This is a genomic window from Wolbachia endosymbiont (group A) of Rhinocyllus conicus, from assembly GCF_947250775.1.
GTDB lineage: Bacteria > Pseudomonadota > Alphaproteobacteria > Rickettsiales > Anaplasmataceae > Wolbachia.
In genome coordinates this window covers 1,334,386-1,350,297 of sequence record NZ_OX366349.1, presented here as the reverse complement: position 1 = coordinate 1,350,297, position 15,912 = coordinate 1,334,386, and the positions used below count along the sequence as shown (strand labels likewise).

Sequence of the window (15,912 nt, the reverse complement as noted above, 5' to 3'; positions counted from 1 at the left end):
CTGATATAAAAAAATATTTTGATTTTTGCGGACGAATTTTGAACTCACCGTACATATATAATATAGGGGGCTTAATTAAAAATGTCAATACTCACACAGTCAGGAAGAGCAGCAATAGCAGCAAGCATCAAAAAGCAATCTATCCATCTTGCTTGGGGAACAGGTGATTCAAGTTGGGAAAGTAGCCACAAAGTAGAAAAAACTTTCGTTAAGGGTGAAATAAAATTTGATCATCAACCTATTAAAGATGTGAAGGTTTTTACAGGGCAAACAACTTATCAGCCAAGTATTGACTATACAGTTAATGGCAGTACTGGTGTAATAAAACTTACGGAAAATAGCTCTATTCCAGTAAGTGATAAAGTTACTGTAGAGTATAGTGAAAGCACACCACCAGAGCTGATAACTTCTGAAAAGCTGCTCAATGAACTTGGCAGACGTACTGCAGACGAAGTGCTATTCTGCACAGGTGATGAAAACGGTGAACTTATAACTCCATCTGGAAGGTTTAGGCCCTCAAATGTACCAACTAATAATCTCTATCTCAAATTTACTTTCGATTTCACAAACGCAGCAAATCAAGTTATACGGGAATTAGGGGTTATGGTTGGTACTAAAGTAAAAGAAGAATTACCTATAGGACAGAGGTATTTTGAACCACAAGATATAGAAGACCCAGGGATCTTATTAGTTTTAGAACACACTGTACCACTTATCAGAACATCTGCAACTCGGGAAACTTTTTCATTTGTTGTAACCTTTTAGAATAAAATGACTTTAAACGCCTATTATAACCGCTTTAATCCTGACAAAGAGTACGAAAAAAGTTTGTTCCTTGCAGGAAGAGGTCTACAGTCTGCAGAATTAAATGAGACTCAGGAGTATGCTCTTTCTAAGCTTAAAGGCATAGGTGATGCAATATTTCGTGATGGTGATGTTATAACAGGAAGCAATTGTATTATAGATAGAGAAACTGGTAAAGTTACACTTGAGTCAGGAAAAATCTATCTTCGTGGAGCGGTGAGAAAAGTAGAGGCAAAAGAGTTTGTTATTCCACTGAGTACCACAGTTCGTATAGGTATTTATTACCTAGAATCTACCATTACAGAACTTGAGGACGAAAATCTTCGTGATCCTGCTGTTGGTACAAGAAACTATCAGGAAGTAGGAGCTGCAAGGCTTAAAGTTTCCACCATTTGGGGATACCAAGTAGAAAGTGTTACTGTTAACTCTACAAATGGCGAATTTTACCCAATTTACAATATTGAAAATGGAGTATTGATAGAACATTCACCGCCACCACAAGCAAATATAGTAACTACTGCGCTTGCTCGTTATGACAAAGAGGCAAATGGTTCCTACGTTGTAAATGGTCTAGAAGTAATGTGTTTGCAGAGAGAAGAGGGAGACGAAAAGGGAAAAAAAATATTTGTGATTAATGAGGGCAAAGCTCATGTTGATGGTTATGAAATTGAGTTACCTCATAGTATTCGTGTTTCTTTTGATCAAGATCCGAATATAAAATCAGTTGAATCAGAACCACATACTTTTCAGCCAAATAGCCAAAGAGTAATGGAACTTAAAGTTAATGATTTTCCAATAAGTGAAATTAAAAAAGTAGATATAACTGTTCAGAAAACCACTACTGTTACTCATGGTTCATACTCAGGAGCTGTTGATCCGATACCTGATTCTGCAGTACTTGAGATTATTCAAGTTAAACAAGGCAATGTTATTTATGAAAATAGTACAGACTATAAGTTAAATGCAGGAAACGTTGATTGGTCATTACCAGGTAAAGAACCAGCTCCTGGAAGTAGTTATCAAATAACTTACCGCTGCCGCACTCATGTAATTCCTGAAGATATAAGTGAAGAGGGGTGTAAAGTAAAAGGAGCAGTTGATAACAGCTTGGTTCTGATTGATTACACCTGGAAAATGCCCCGCTTTGATTTAATTACTATAGATGCAAAAGGCACAATAAGAAGGATAAAAGGAATTTCCCATTCTTGGAGACCATCAATGCCTAAAGCGCCTAGCGGACAACTTTTGCTCTGCTACATTCACCAAACATGGAAAAACGGAGAAAAAGAAGGGGTAAAAATAGTGAATAATGCTATTCATGCTGTACCGATGAATGAGCTTGAAGCAATGAAAAAAGGAATAAATGATCTTTATGCTCTAGTTGCAGAGGAACGTTTACGCAGTGATGCAAATTCAAGAGAACCTACCACCAAAAAAGGAGTATTTGTTGATTCGTTCTTCGATGATGATATGCGTGATCAAGGAATTTCGCAGTCTGCAGCAATAGTAAATAGAGAGCTAGTTCTGCCAATAGATGTAGAAGTTGCAGATATTGAAAAAGGTGGGGAAAGATATCTTTTGCCGTATGAACTTGAGCCGGTACTAGAACAGCTCTTACAGACTAAAGGAGAAAGAATTAATCCGTATCAAGCTTTTGATCCAGTACCAGCACAAATTACTTTAAATAAAAATATTGATCACTGGACGGAGGTAAAAACAAATTGGAAAAGTCCAGTAACCAGAGTGTTTAATGTTAAAGAAACAACAGAGCTGCTGTCAAGTACCTCATACGAAACTGAATTTATGCGAGAAGCAACTCAAAATTTTGAGATTGAAGGTTTTGAGCCAGATGAAAAGCTTAAGGAAATAAAATTTGATGGCATTTCTATTATACCTATGGCATAGAGGAAAAAAAAGTGGAAAAAAGAGCTAACAACCAGGGAAAATTAAAGGGAAAGGTGAAAGTACCAGCAAATATTCCAGCAGGTACTAAATTAGTACAGTTTTATGGGGATAAAGGAAGTTATGGAGAAACAACGTATACTGGTAAAAAAACTATTACTATAGAAGAGAGAAGAAGAGTTATTGCAGCAAGAAGAATTGATCCTTTAGCGCAAACATTTACTTTAAATGAGAGTAGGCACATAGGAGGTGTAGAGCTATGGTTCATAAATAAAGGCAAAAAACGTGTTGTTGTGCAGATTACAGAAACAGCAGTGGGAGTACCCTCACAAACTGTCATTGCTGAAAGCTATATTGAGCCAAAAGATATAAAGATAGATGGCACAGCAACACGTATAACTTGGTCACCAGTGTTTTGCCATGCAGAACAAGAGTATGCGATAGTACTGCTTACTGATGATGCAGATACTACAGTAAAAATAGCAGAACTTGGCAAATATGATGCAGTAAATAGCCGCTGGGTAACGAGTCAACCATATCAAGTAGGAGTATTACTGTCATCTAGCAATGCAAGCACCTGGACTCCACATCAAAATTTAGATTTAACGTTTCGACTACTAGCTGCAAAATTTAGTGAAGTTTCTCATGTTGTTGATCTTGGCAAAGTTACTGTAAATAATGTATCAGATTTAATTGTTTTGACGAACGTCGAAAAAGTAGCATTTGATACCAATGTAGAATTTATCTTAACAGATGAAGAGGGAAGAGAAAACTTTTTATCTGATAACTTGCCGCTCGCGCTGCGTGAAAGACTATCTGGAGAGTTAACAGTAAAGGCAAATTTAAAAGGGTCAAAAGAAAAAAGTCCAGTGCTATATCCAGGGTTACAGCTAGTTCTAGGTAATCTTTCAGAGTCCGGAGATTATGTTACAAGAAGCATTACAGCAGGAGCTAACACTAAGATTACCATAACATATGATGCGCTGATACCTGGCACTGCAGATGTTAAAGCATATGTACAAAAAAACGTGGATTGGCAATTAGTAAATTTAACATCAGGAAAACCAATTGGAGAAAATTGGGTAGAGAGAACTCATGTGCTATCAAATTTTAATGGTAATGATACAAGGATAAAATTGGTTTTAAGTGGAACGGTTGTCTATCGTCCAAAAGTCAAAAATCTACGAATCATTATCACTTAGCAGAATGTCAGATGATAAAACAAGTAGAGGATACTCTTTGCCTCATCCAGAAAACATTGCTGTGCAAGATGTTGTTCGTATCCGTACCACAATTAAGAAAATAGATGAAGATATTACCGAAAGAGAAGATGAGCATAATCAACTTAAGAGTAATTTTGAGCGGTTTAACTTTGAAACTTTTTTAAATTTTTGGAAATGAAAGAAGCAATATACCAAAGGATAAAGGATTTAGCAGCAAATAGCACACCTGATCAACTGGCATATCTTGCAAAATCGCTGGAATTGATAGCAGATAAAAAAGCTATTGCTGACATTGTGCAGATGACTGAGGTAAAAGAGATAATTGATGCACTACAAAAGAGGCTTAAGGATTTAGCAGCAAACAGTACACCAGATCAATTAGCATATCTTGCTAAAGCATTGGAATCAATAGTCGACAAAAGTGCAGTTTCTGAAATTGTACAGATGACTGATGGTAAGCTAAAAGAACTTCTTGATAGTGCAAAAAAACACTTAACTGATCTGGATAATAAAAAAGCTAGTTCTTTAGCAGTGATCTCTGAATCAGAGAAGCAGTTATTAAAGAGAATTGATGAAAAAGGAACAACAAATTTATCGCTACTTGATACGAGAAAGAATGCCAATATTGCAGCAATAAATAGCATTAGTAATAGTCATAAAGATGGTCTTAAAGGTTTAGTAGAAGATTTTCGTGCTGTTAATAATGTACCATCTGGCTCATCAATTATTGGGGAAATAGAAACTCGTGATAACCAATTAAAAACATCCCTGATAAATGAGGTAAAAACTCGGGATGAACAGTTAAAAGTGTCTCTTATAAATGAAATAAGAAAGCGCAACATGGTTGAACCAGGGTCATTACCTTTCTTATTTGGTGTACTTGGCAGAAAAAATAATTATTTTGGCCACGGAACTTTTACGACAGAGCTTGGAAAGTGGAGTAGTGATATAACAAAAACTGACTATATGTTACAACTACTAGCAGGTAGCCATACGTACAATACAGATTACGTTAGTTTTTATCGGCCAAGACAACTAAGTTTTATAGAGGGAAGTAAAGGAACATTTATTTACGGAGAGTTATGCACAAAAAGTTTTTCGGGTAGTTATGATGAGATATACTATTACCCGTATGCTGCACTTGGAGTAGTATTTGTAAAAAATACAACCAATGTGAACATAAATAAGACAATGGAATTTGTTGGATCATCGTATTCGAGTACGGAGTATGGGGGAGCAGGATTATTTGTGGGAACTCCTGATAACACTAATTCTAATAAATCAAGTATTTCAAAAATAGTATGGAAAAATGTTTACCAATACACGAGTTCTGATAGCAAGTTAGCCGGATCTGGTAATGTGGAGATTCCAGCAGGAAAAACAGTTGCAATATTACTTTACACATCATCTTATCTGTATTCCAGAACACAAGTTAGTCAAGGTATGCTTGCATCAAATTATGTACACAACTATGGTCAATTTATTCAGTGGGGGATTTATAACATACGTAGCAATTTTCTCACCACAGGGCTTGAGGTAGATGTGGAAAGGACGCTCAGGGGTTGGCAATGTCCAGGGTTAGAACGAACTGATCAAATATGGCAATGAGGAGGAATTTGTGACTATTTATATACGTTTTGAAAACCACAAGCAGATTAAAACAACAACACTTGAAAACAAGCCAACTGGAAATGATTGGTATGAAGCACCAAAGAATTTTGACTGGCAAAAAAGTTATTGTTTAACAGAAGGAGAGAAAATTGTTGAAAGGAATAAGGAAGATATTGAGCTGGAATTATTGGAAAATGCGAAACTTTCTGCACTTCGTTTTTATTTTAATAACTATACTAACGAATACGCTGGAAATTCTCACCAAAAAGCTAAATCGTATCAAATACAAGAAAAAGCAGCAAAAAGCATTCTAGCAGCACCAGAGTCTATAAGTAAAAAGGATACAGAAATTATAGAACCATTAGCAAAAGTCCGTGGTATTACGGTTATTGAAATGGCAAGAATAATTGAGGAAAAAGTGAAAAAAGCAGTAAAAGCAATAATTAAATGTGAAGAGCTTGAAGATTTAGCCAAAAGAAAGATTGAAGAAGCCAAAAGTGAAAATGAGCTACAGACTTTGCTAGATGATTTCAGGAAAAAAATACAAAGAAATGGCTGAAGAATTTTTACATGGCGTAAATGTTATTGAGGTAACCTCAGGAGCAAAGACAGTACGTACAGCTAAATCATCAGTGATAGGTGTAATTGGTACTGCACCTGAAGCAGATGAGCAAAAATTTCCGCTAAATAAACCAGTGTTAGTTGCAGGAAGCTTAAAGGAAGCAGCAAAGCTCGGAAAGAGTGGCAGTTTACCTTCTGCAATAAATGGAATATTTTCCCAGATTGGTGCAACAGTAGTAGTTATTCGAGTTAAAGAAAGTGAAAACAGCGATCCAAAGCTCAAAGAAAGTGAAACTATTCAAAGTATAATCGGTGGAGTTGATAAAGAGACTGGAGAATATCAAGGGATAGAGGCATTCCTCAGTAGTGAAAGTATAGTTCATGTTGCTCCAAGAATATTAATTGCACCTCAGTTTACTCATCAGTTACCTGAAATAGATGGAGTAAATCCAGTAGTGAGTGCTTTAATTTCCATAGCAGAAAAATTAAGAGCAATTATTGTTGCAGACGGACCAAATACTAATGATGAAGAAGCAATAAAATGGAGAAAAAGTGTAGGCAGCTCAAGAGTTTACGTAGTTGACCCATGGATTAAGTTATTTATTGAAGGAAAAGAAAAAATCTTGCCATCGAGTCCATTTGTAGCTGGTTTAATAGCTAAAATAGACAGCGAACAAGGCTTCTGGCATTCACCTTCAAATAAAGAGATAAATGGTATTGTTGGAACAAGCAGGCCTATTGATTTTACGCTCGGTAATACAAATTGTAGAGCAAACCATTTAAATGAAAATGAAGTAACAACGGTAATTCATCAAAATGGCTATAGGCTTTGGGGCAATAGAACATGTTCAAATGACTCGAAATGGGCTTTTCTATCAGTGAGGCGCACTGCAGATTTAATCAATGATAGTCTACTTCGAGCTCATCTATGGGCAGTTGATCGCAATATTACCAAAACTTACATAGATGATGTGATTGAGGGGGTGAATTCCTACCTAGCAAGTTTAAAAGCGCAAGGGGCAATTATCAGCGGAAAATGTTATGCAACATCTGAACTCAATACACCGGCAAATATTGCAAGCGGAAAAGTATACTTTGACTTTGAGTTTACACCACCATACCCAGCTGAACAGATTACTTTTAGGTCACACTTGATCAATAGCGAAGTACTGTAAGAAAAGGAGAAAAACAAATGTTACCGAAAATACTGAGAAATTTTAACGTATTCGTTGATGGTCGTGGTTATGCAGGAAAAATAGATGAAATAACCTTGCCAAAACTTACCATAAAAACAGATGAATATAGAGCTGGTGGTATGGATATTCCAATAAATATTGACATGGGAATGGAAAAGCTGGAAGCAGATTTCACTTTTTCTGAATACGATACGGAACTCTTTCGGCTATTTGGGTTGATAAATGGAAACTCAGTTTCTTTGACGCTTCGTGGAGGATTACAAGGCAGCGGAAACAATGATATTGAAGCAGTAATAATCAATTTAAGGGGCATATTCAAAGAATTTGATTTTGGTAGCTGGAAACCTGCTGAAAAAGCAACGCTGAAGTGTACTGCAGCTGCCCATTACTACAAACTTACTATAGGTGGTAATGAATTAATAGAAATCGATGCTGAAAATATGATTAGAAAGATAAATGGTGTTGATCAAATGGCCTTGCTGCAAACGGTTTTAGGTATTTAGGTTTAGTTTTAAAAAGATTTTAGAATTTTATTTTTTAGGAGAAAGTATGACAACAGTAAAACTTGATAATCCAATAACAGTTGATGGTATTTCTATCTCAGAGCTTACCATTAGACGTCCAAAAGTTAGAGATTATCTTGTATATAACAAATGCAATCGCTAGTCTTCAGTATTTGGTTATTCCCATTCGTACTTTTCCTGCCTCATCAATTATTATCATAACACTTGGTTTATTGTGGCTGTGCTTGTGGGAAAGAAATTGGCGTTTCTTCGGAATTTTCTTTATTGTACTAGGTATTTGCTTTAGCACCGCATATAAAACCCCCGACATCCTAATAAATGCTGATAATGTTGCTGCAAAGGAGAGTGATAACTTACTATATTCTCTCACCAGAAAAAATAGGAACTTTGTTGTCAAAACATGGGCGAAACAAAATGGGCAGAACCAAATTTTGAATCATACAAAATATAGCAATCCAGATAAAAGACTAAAGTGCAACGATTATGGCTGTATATATAATAAAGGAAATAATAAATCAGTACTGCTTGCTTATAAAAAAGAAGATATTTCAGAAAATTGTGATAAAGTTGATTTAATAATTCAATTAAGTGAATTCGACTATTCAGTTTGTAATACTAGAACTATTAAATACACCAATCTAAAAACATATGGCACACATTCAATTTGGTTAACAAATCGTTACGTAAAGATTAATACAGTGCGCTCTAACCGGCCTTGGCACATGTTGAAAAATTAAGAAACTTGATTTTAAGGTTTGGTTAATGTATACCTAAATAAATTAAAACTAGAAAAATGTTATGGTTACAGACACTAAAGATCCTTTCAAAGACTATTTTGATTTTTTAGGATTTAGAAAACTTGCTGACCAGCCCAGTAGAATTTTGAGCTCTATAAGAAAGTATTCTGGTACTATATCGATAGCAAGTACCATTGCTACTCTTATAGCATTTACTGCCTTTTCTATTCAGCCTGTTACAGTAAGTATTGCTGGGTTTACGTTCACGCCAGCACCTCTTGCCTTTATTCCTCTTGCAGTTCTCTTATTTACTGCTGTTATAAACTTTATAAATACACAAAAAATAAAAGAGAATGAGATAGATAAAAAAGTAGGAAACTATCAAGTTGATGAACAGTACAGCCAGATTGTTCAAGAAGCCGAAAAAATTGAAATTGTAACAAATTTAGATCGTAAGAGGAAAAAGCTTTCAATAGTTTTACCAATTTCTAAGATGCAGAGAGAAATACTAGAAGATATAAAAGCAGAAAATAGAAATAGGATTTTCTTGTTTACTGGATCGTATGTATTTGGTGCTATTATAGTAGTTTCAGCAATATCACAATCCATTAATGTTTTAATAACATTAATATCTTTATTAGTTGTTATTCTTGTATGCATCATATCAACACTTAGCAATCTAGTAAGTAATAGCGTAGATTATGAAAATCATACTATTAGAAACCACAGTACTTTAGGTCTTCTACTTCCATACTGGTCTGGAAAGGGCATGGTTGTATCAGTAATAGAAAATAAGCTTGGTAAAAAGGAAAATGAACTAATATCTCTAATAAAAGAACTGTTTGGTCCGTTTTGCGACTCATTTCGCAGTAACCTTAAAAAAGCTTGCGATTTACTTGATAATAGTCTTTTAAGGCCTGCAAATATTAACATTAAAGAAACGCTTGGCAGTATAGGGAAGGATCTCAAAGCTTTACTTGATAAATTAGAAAAAGATATAAAGAAAAATGTGGATGAGGTGAAAACAACTGCTAGTAAAGAAATAACTGACTGCCTGAAAAATATTAGTAAAAGTGTGGATGTTCTGTGTAAAGAAGTTAGCGGAGACGTAAAAGGTAAACTGAGTGAAGTGGACGTAGAAAAGGTAATGAGTTTAGTAAACAACTTGAGTAATCTAGCAGAGACTTTAGAAGATAGAATATCTAGACTTAAACCTGGAGCCCGTATGGGATTATCCGGAGCAACTTTTGCAGATGAAAGATTACCTAACGCATCTAATAACCCCAACCCTCAACAAAATGGGCAAGGAAGCAGTAGTCGATCTAATGCTAACGGATCTGCAAATAAAGAGATACAAACTAGTACTAATGAATCTGCAAATCAAGAGATACAGACACAGTTATTAGAAGAACACAACCAACCAAGTGAGCCTGATAATGAAGATAATACTGATCAATTAGTAGATGAAGAGAAGAAGCTACAAGAACAAATGGCAGTCTTAGAAAAACAAGACAGAGTAAGGCAGCTGAAAAAAGATTTACTTGAACGAAAAAGAACAGACAAGTGGAAAGAAAAAATCAACGGCAAAGCAAGTGAATTTTTACATTACATACTAGAATCTATTAAGCTGGAAGAAAAAGATAATAAAGAAAAAAAGGTTGAGGCAACACTACGGGATTTTGATAACAAGATAATAATTCACTGGAAAGATGGCTCTCAAACAACTTGCCATATTAAAAAACAAGGTGATCTTCCTAGTACAAAAGTTGATTTCGTAAATCAAAATATTCAAGCAGCATGGGAAATGGCGCGGGGTAAATCACTATAGATCACTCAGTAATAACCTTAAGTGTTAATAATGATAAGGAGAAATTAAGGCTAGATATCTACGTAGCTGAAAAGTGCAACATATCACGCAGTAAAGCTCAAAGATTGATACAAAATGAGTAGGTGAAATTACTTGGCATACCGATAATTAATAATGATCACATAGTAAAACCAGGTGAAGAGTATATAGTACATCTCGTTCAACCTGACATATCCACATCAATTGAGCCTAATTATGACATAAAACTTGATATCGTCTATGAAGATGAGGACATTATAGTTCTGAGTAAACAAAGTGGATTAACAGTGCACCCTGGTGCTGGGACAAACAATGATACGCTCTTGAACGCAGTTATCGCTCACCTTGATGTAAGACCAGGAATTGTTCATAGACTCGATAAAGATACTAGTGGGCTGATGGTAATTGCAAAAAATGAGGAAGCCCATAGTTTTTTGTCTGAATTGTTATCAAATCGTAAAATAAAGCGAGAATATTTAGCAGTAGTTTGGGGAGCATTATCTTCCCAGCAGGGAACTATAAAAACTAACATTGCTCCCAAACGCGGTAATAAAGAAATGATGTGTGTAACAAAAATCACAAGCAAATTAGCAATCACTCACTATTTAGTACAAAAAGTTATAGGACAAGCAAGCCTGGTTAAATGCACTTTAGAGACAGGCAGAACACACCAAATTCGAGTCCACATGAGCCACATAGGACATTCCATAGTTGGTGATCAAGTTTACGGAAAAAATAGTAGTAAAAGCACAAAATATGCTAAAAACTCTAGTTTTATTCGTAATTTCAATAGGCAAGCACTACATGCTTACAAATTAGGATTACACCACCCAAAAAGTAAGGAATACATGGAATTTGTCTCTGATTTACCGCAAGATATAAAAACTTTAATTGGTGAGTTTGAAAATATACCTAAGAAAGGTTTACCTGATTTTTGAAGTAACGGCATCATTGCTGGTATAGCTAACCCAAGAAAGGTTTCCCTACGTCATACCGCGATTCATTCGCGGTATCTCTAGATCCCGCTAACGAGCAGCGGGATGACGAATTTTTGTTTTTCAAATTGTAGGTAAACCTAAGCCACTTTAGCTATATATATCTTTGGCTGAAATAAATTAAGATTTACTGCAGCTACAATAAGTACTCTTATCATCACATTTTGGTGTTAAGTCGGGATAGAACGTGAGTATAGCATCATTCTTTCTTACAAACACTGATTGATAATTGTCATCTTCCATTTCATATAGGCACATTCCATCTTTTCCTAATTCCTTGAACGCCTTAGTTGCAGAAATTAAAATATCATCGGCATGAAGGTTATATGCGTATCCATTTGGGCATTTAACTTTCACTTCCCCATCCTTACCCAAATATTTCATTCCAAATGTATAAACTGGTGGCTTAATATCTGATTTATTGCATAGGGACTTATCATTCCAAATTGCACCTGCCCATTTATCTTCTTGAGCTTCAACATATCTACCTACAAAATGCATACCACCTAATTTATCGTTTGGCTCACCACAAAAAATATGTCCAAACCCTATAGTTTCTTTTTCACTTTCACTATTTGTAAACCAAATGTTAGCCAGTTCATCTTTAAATAACTCCAAATCCGCATCTGGCGTAATCACTTGATGATCAAGCTTATCATATATTCCTTTCACTACTTCTTGATGCTGCGGACAACTAAGTAAAATTTTGAAATCTTCTTTATCTGGATGTGCTCCCCAATCTCCACAAACTTTCAACACTCCTCTATCGAAGTCAGTTAATTCTGGAAACGGTGGTATATAACCTGGTTGTGAACTGAAAAATGGTTCAAAATTATTTTCTTCTACATAGTCAGTGTGAAAATAATGATCCCTAATATAAAAAATAAATCCTATTATTGGTATTATTAAACACAAAATTAGTTTAACTGTCTTCGACATAATCACGTTCACAAAAAAGCTAGCTTATAAGAAACAATTTAAAAAAGTTTTAATCTAATCATTTTTGCAGAGCAGCAACTCCCGGCATTTCATCACCACCCAGCCAACTTAAAAACGCTCCTCCACCAGTGGAAACATATGTAAAATCCTTATCGGTAAGGCCTGCAGCGCTTATTGCAGATAGACTATCACCTCCCCCTATTATGCTGGTTAACTTTCCTTTGTGCGTTAAGTCACTTACGACTTTCATTACCCCTATTGTACCACTTGCAAAAGCTGAATGTTCAAAAACACCAATAGGTCCATTCCACAGCAGAGTCTTACTGCTTGCTATTATACGGCTTATTGTACTCAAAGTTTGTGGTCCGATATCCAAAATTATATCACCGTCCAAAATGGACTCAGTTCTTCTTGAAATACTAGTGCTGTAATCAGGGTTTACTGCAACCAGAACATCTTCTGGCACAACTATTTTGCAATTGTTTTTATTTGCTGTTTCAACAATATTATGTAGAAGGTCGTCAACACCATTTTGAAAGAAAGATTTTCCTATATTTACTTTGCTAAATAACAAAAAATTATTAGCAATTGCACCTCCGAGAACTAGGTAATCAACCTTTTCTGTTAGCTTTATAAGCATTTTTATCTTAGTTGACATTTTGGCTCCCCCAACTATCGCAGTAATAGGTTTAGCTTTAAACGATACAGCTTTTTCAAGATACTTTAGCTCATCTTGTAAGCAAAATCCCGCGTAGGAAGGTAAAAACTCTGTAATGCGTGAAATAGAAGCGTGAGCTCTGTGAGAGCAAGAAAATGCATCATTTACATATATATCCGCTAGAGATGCTAGTTGTTTGGCAAAATTTGAGTCACTCTGCTCTTCCTCTTTATAAAATCTTAGATTCTCTAGTAATATTATATCTCTTGCATCCATAGCACTCACTGCTTTTTGCACTTTTTCACCAACGCAATCATCAATGAATTTCACTTTTTTATTTAGTAACTGCGATAAAGTGTCAATTACATTTTTTAGCGACAGATTATTGTCTCTGGCCTTTGGGCGTCCGAAATGCGATATAATAATAATCTTTGCACTTGCATTCACTAAATACTCAATAGTAGGCAATGCTCTCAAAATACGAGTGACGTCACGAATTTCTCCATCTTTTATAGGAACATTGAAGTCAACTCTGAGTAAGACGGTTTTATTGTGAAGATCACAATTTTCTATACTAGGTATATTCATTGTAAAACTAAAGCTATAAAGCCACTATACAGCAGTTTGACCTAAAGTAAAGTTTTAAGTTTACGAACGTTTAAGGAAATTTACATCCAGATGGTGTCATGAAAGTAGCTGACACTGGTTCACTCTATAATGGTGTCATCCAAGTAGCCGACACTGGGATGGCTTTGTTGCATAGCACCTTAAGCAGTGATGGTTTACGACAAATTTATGTAATGATTTCAAATTTAGCCATACCAATATCAGTGAATTTGTTGAGCAAATAGCACTTAATTAGTAATTCTTTTTCACGATTTACTTCAGATTTATTCCTAAAGCTAAATCCAAATACTTGCTTCAACCTTGAGAAAAATCCTTCTATGTAAGATCTCTTTCCATAAATTGCTTCCTTTTTCCACTCTTTTACACCATCTTGTCCATATAATTTTATTAACCTAATAGCAGCATTTCTGTCAGACATATAATCTATTTTTGAATGTTCTGCTGCATCCTTTTTTGGTAGAACTTTTGTCTTTATATCGTATTTCTTACACAATTTATAAAGTTTGTGCCTATCGTATGCCCTATCTGCATATAATGCTTTTATTTTGTGCTGAAAATTAACTTCTTCAAGCAAATCGCAAGCTCCATAGTGGTCAGAGTAGACGCCATTACTGTATCTTGCAGCTATAGCTTTTTTACTATTCACACTTAACATAACATGTAACTTTCTTACTTGCTCGTAGCTTCGGTACTTTCTATCTGCACTGTTTTCCTTACTGTGGCCAGGAGTGTTACTGTAAATGCTGATACTTGTGCTATCTATGATAATTTCAATATTTTCCATGTTGCTTTTATCAACCCTGCAATCATTTATCTTAATATTAAGTTTTTTAAACCTTCTTGATGCTTGTGAATAGCTGATAACTGCCAAATTTTTTCCTATTTGTTGCAGATATCCTTTTATAAACCCCACCGTTTGTCTTAACCCAATTCTAAAAAGATTGACAATTATATGCACCAAAATTACGACTTTATCACTGTAAATATAGTTGCCGCCCTGCATTTTTGGACTATTTTCATACCAATTTTCGATAGCTTCATCGATGTAACGAAAAATATTTCCCCTTTTTTCAAGGAATTTGTTATATTCGTTTTGGTTACTGACTTTCATTTTCTGTGGCATATTTTTTCTTCAACAGTTAAATGGTTATTTATAATGAATTTTGTCAGTAGCCACCAGATTTTTTCGGTTGCTATGCAACAAAGCCCACTGGGATCCAGGTTGCTTACAAGCAAATTAGCATAGAAAGTGGTTACAACGTTTTCGATGAGATTGCAGGAACCAGTGTCAGCTACTTGGATGACACCATTCTTTTTTCTGGATCTCAGTGTCAGCTACTTTCATCTGCCACCTGCAAATTGCAATGTTCGTACAGTTATGTGTCACGCTACTTGGATGACACCGTTGAAAGAAATGAACCGCCTTTTCAAAATTGTTTTGAATAGAGGAATAACATTCACAAGTAAAATTTCATATTACCATTTTTTAATTTATGTATTATAATAAGCTTAATCTATAAGAAAAACAAAGTTGGAAAAGTTGGAAGAACTAAGCAAAAACTGGGTGATAAGAACGGGAAGATTTTTATCTTCATTGTTTTTTTTACTGTTGATTGCGCTATCAATACGTAGTTTTTTATTCGAGCCATTTCATATACCTTCTGGTTCAATGAAAAGCACCCTACTTGAAGGGGATTACATTTTTACTAGTAAATATTCATACGGTTACAGTAAACACTCATTTCCATTTTCTCCAAACATTTTTAGCGGCAGGATTTTTTATACCCCTCCAAAGCGTGGCGACATAGTAGTTTTCAAACCCACAAGAAATGACAGCATCAGGTTTGTTAAGCGAGTAATAGGAACACCAGGCGACAAAGTGCAAATGATAGAGGGAGAATTATACCTAAATGATCAGAAAGTAGAGCGAAGGCAAATTGAAAGTTTTTTTGATTATGAGTCAAATCGTAACATACCAAGATATATAGAAACGCTTTTAAGTGGCAAGGAGCATGAGATTTTGGTAGATAACATTTCTAATAAGCTATCATATAACACTACGGTTTATTATGTACCTAACGATCAATTTTTTGTTATGGGAGACAATAGAAATAATTCTTTGGATAGCAGGTTTCCTGAAGTTGGTTTTGTACCAATGGAAAATATCATTGGGCGTGTAAGTATAGTTGGTTTATCGTTTAAATTGGGGAAGGTCGATTGGTTACCATTTAATTTCAGGTTACCTGTTGCTCTGAGATTTGACAGGATATTGCATAAAGTTGTGTAAAC

General features: G+C 35.2%; 16 protein-coding genes and 2 pseudogenes. 14 read left to right on the top strand and 4 right to left on the bottom strand.

Annotated elements, in window-relative coordinates:
* Positions 1-81 precede the first annotated feature (81 nt).
* The 12 genes and pseudogenes from OOK92_RS06655 to OOK92_RS06600 all read left to right on the top strand — a co-directional run bounded on the left by OOK92_RS06655 (position 82) and on the right by OOK92_RS06600 (position 11,342).
* Positions 82-765, top strand: a complete 684-nt coding sequence (locus tag OOK92_RS06655) for a hypothetical protein (protein WP_141456755.1) — start codon at positions 82-84, stop codon at positions 763-765.
* 6 nt (positions 766-771) lie between these two features.
* Positions 772-2,709: a DUF4815 domain-containing protein gene (locus OOK92_RS06650; RefSeq protein ID WP_264735616.1), complete on the top strand. Its 1,938-nt coding sequence runs from the start codon at positions 772-774 to the stop codon at positions 2,707-2,709.
* An 11-nt stretch (positions 2,710-2,720) separates the two neighbouring features.
* The gene (locus OOK92_RS06645; protein WP_264735615.1) at positions 2,721-3,908 is read left to right on the top strand and encodes a hypothetical protein; all 1,188 of its coding nucleotides are present in this window, start codon (positions 2,721-2,723) and stop codon (positions 3,906-3,908) included.
* A gap of 4 nt (positions 3,909-3,912) precedes the next feature.
* Complete coding sequence (locus tag OOK92_RS06640; protein WP_015589010.1) at positions 3,913-4,107, top strand: hypothetical protein; 195 nt, start codon at positions 3,913-3,915, stop codon at positions 4,105-4,107.
* A complete protein-coding gene (locus OOK92_RS06635; RefSeq protein ID WP_253303053.1) occupies positions 4,104-5,537 on the top strand; it encodes a hypothetical protein in 1,434 nt (477 codons plus the stop codon). The genes OOK92_RS06640 and OOK92_RS06635 overlap by 4 nt, the downstream gene beginning before the upstream one ends.
* A 10-nt stretch (positions 5,538-5,547) precedes the next feature.
* Positions 5,548-6,099: a hypothetical protein gene (locus OOK92_RS06630; protein ID WP_264735614.1), complete on the top strand. Its 552-nt coding sequence runs from the start codon at positions 5,548-5,550 to the stop codon at positions 6,097-6,099.
* A complete protein-coding gene (locus OOK92_RS06625) occupies positions 6,092-7,276 on the top strand; it encodes a phage tail sheath subtilisin-like domain-containing protein (RefSeq protein ID WP_264736403.1) in 1,185 nt (394 codons plus the stop codon). The genes OOK92_RS06630 and OOK92_RS06625 overlap by 8 nt, the downstream gene beginning before the upstream one ends.
* Before the next feature lie 17 nt (positions 7,277-7,293).
* Positions 7,294-7,800 (top strand): phage major tail tube protein, encoded by a 507-nt coding sequence (locus tag OOK92_RS06620; RefSeq protein ID WP_264735613.1) that lies wholly within the window; start codon positions 7,294-7,296, stop codon positions 7,798-7,800.
* Positions 7,801-7,846: 46 nt separating this feature from the next.
* Positions 7,847-7,957 (top strand): annotated as a pseudogene (locus tag OOK92_RS06615) (phage tail assembly protein); the annotation flags it as partial.
* Positions 7,932-8,558, top strand: a pseudogene (locus OOK92_RS06610) (ComEC/Rec2 family competence protein); the annotation flags it as partial. The pseudogenes OOK92_RS06615 and OOK92_RS06610, both read left to right, overlap by 26 nt.
* A gap of 61 nt (positions 8,559-8,619) precedes the next feature.
* Entirely contained in the window at positions 8,620-10,386 is a 1,767-nt protein-coding gene (locus tag OOK92_RS06605; RefSeq protein ID WP_264735612.1) for a hypothetical protein, read from the top strand.
* A gap of 122 nt (positions 10,387-10,508) precedes the next feature.
* Positions 10,509-11,342 carry an RluA family pseudouridine synthase gene (locus OOK92_RS06600; RefSeq protein WP_264735611.1) on the top strand — a complete coding sequence of 278 codons (834 nt, stop codon included), beginning with the start codon at positions 10,509-10,511 and terminating at the stop codon, positions 11,340-11,342.
* A 177-nt stretch (positions 11,343-11,519) separates the two neighbouring features.
* On the opposite strand, the gene OOK92_RS06595 is transcribed toward OOK92_RS06600, so the two are convergent.
* The 4 genes from OOK92_RS06595 to OOK92_RS06580 all read right to left on the bottom strand — a co-directional run bounded on the left by OOK92_RS06595 (position 11,520) and on the right by OOK92_RS06580 (position 14,859).
* Positions 11,520-12,338, bottom strand: a complete 819-nt coding sequence (locus tag OOK92_RS06595) for an EndoU domain-containing protein (RefSeq protein ID WP_264735610.1) — start codon at positions 12,336-12,338, stop codon at positions 11,520-11,522.
* 58 nt (positions 12,339-12,396) lie between these two features.
* Entirely contained in the window at positions 12,397-13,584 is a 1,188-nt protein-coding gene (locus OOK92_RS06590) for a phosphoglycerate kinase (RefSeq protein ID WP_264735609.1), read from the bottom strand.
* A gap of 205 nt (positions 13,585-13,789) precedes the next feature.
* Positions 13,790-14,746, bottom strand: coding sequence for an IS5 family transposase (locus tag OOK92_RS06585; RefSeq protein ID WP_264735368.1), 957 nt, complete (start codon positions 14,744-14,746; stop codon positions 13,790-13,792).
* Entirely contained in the window at positions 14,731-14,859 is a 129-nt protein-coding gene (locus OOK92_RS06580) for a hypothetical protein (RefSeq protein ID WP_264735608.1), read from the bottom strand. The genes OOK92_RS06585 and OOK92_RS06580 overlap by 16 nt, the downstream gene beginning before the upstream one ends.
* A 31-nt stretch (positions 14,860-14,890) precedes the next feature.
* Between OOK92_RS06580 and OOK92_RS06575 the strand changes: the two genes are divergently transcribed.
* Both OOK92_RS06575 and lepB read left to right on the top strand, forming a co-directional pair.
* Positions 14,891-15,127 carry a hypothetical protein gene (locus tag OOK92_RS06575; protein ID WP_264735607.1) on the top strand — a complete coding sequence of 79 codons (237 nt, stop codon included), beginning with the start codon at positions 14,891-14,893 and terminating at the stop codon, positions 15,125-15,127.
* Positions 15,128-15,163: 36 nt separating this feature from the next.
* On the top strand, positions 15,164-15,910 hold the full coding sequence (gene lepB / locus OOK92_RS06570) for a signal peptidase I (RefSeq protein ID WP_264732601.1): 747 nt from the start codon (positions 15,164-15,166) through the stop codon (positions 15,908-15,910).
* Positions 15,911-15,912 lie beyond the last annotated feature (2 nt).

Excerpts from the sequence above, each read along its gene's own strand:
- OOK92_RS06655 (WP_141456755.1), top strand. The coding sequence starts at position 82 with ATGTCAATACTCACACAGTCAGGAAGAGCAGCAATAGCAGCAAGCATC.
- OOK92_RS06650 (WP_264735616.1), top strand. The coding sequence starts at position 772 with ATGACTTTAAACGCCTATTATAACCGCTTTAATCCTGACAAAGAGTAC.
- OOK92_RS06640 (WP_015589010.1), top strand. The coding sequence starts at position 3,913 with ATGTCAGATGATAAAACAAGTAGAGGATACTCTTTGCCTCATCCAGAA.
- OOK92_RS06635 (WP_253303053.1), top strand. The coding sequence starts at position 4,104 with ATGAAAGAAGCAATATACCAAAGGATAAAGGATTTAGCAGCAAATAGC.
- OOK92_RS06625 (WP_264736403.1), top strand. The coding sequence starts at position 6,092 with ATGGCTGAAGAATTTTTACATGGCGTAAATGTTATTGAGGTAACCTCA.
- OOK92_RS06620 (WP_264735613.1), top strand. The coding sequence starts at position 7,294 with ATGTTACCGAAAATACTGAGAAATTTTAACGTATTCGTTGATGGTCGT.
- OOK92_RS06605 (WP_264735612.1), top strand. The coding sequence starts at position 8,620 with ATGGTTACAGACACTAAAGATCCTTTCAAAGACTATTTTGATTTTTTA.
- OOK92_RS06595 (WP_264735610.1), bottom strand. The coding sequence starts at position 12,338 with ATGTCGAAGACAGTTAAACTAATTTTGTGTTTAATAATACCAATAATA.
- OOK92_RS06590 (WP_264735609.1), bottom strand. The coding sequence starts at position 13,584 with ATGAATATACCTAGTATAGAAAATTGTGATCTTCACAATAAAACCGTC.
- OOK92_RS06585 (WP_264735368.1), bottom strand. The coding sequence starts at position 14,746 with ATGCCACAGAAAATGAAAGTCAGTAACCAAAACGAATATAACAAATTC.
- OOK92_RS06575 (WP_264735607.1), top strand. The coding sequence starts at position 14,891 with ATGAGATTGCAGGAACCAGTGTCAGCTACTTGGATGACACCATTCTTT.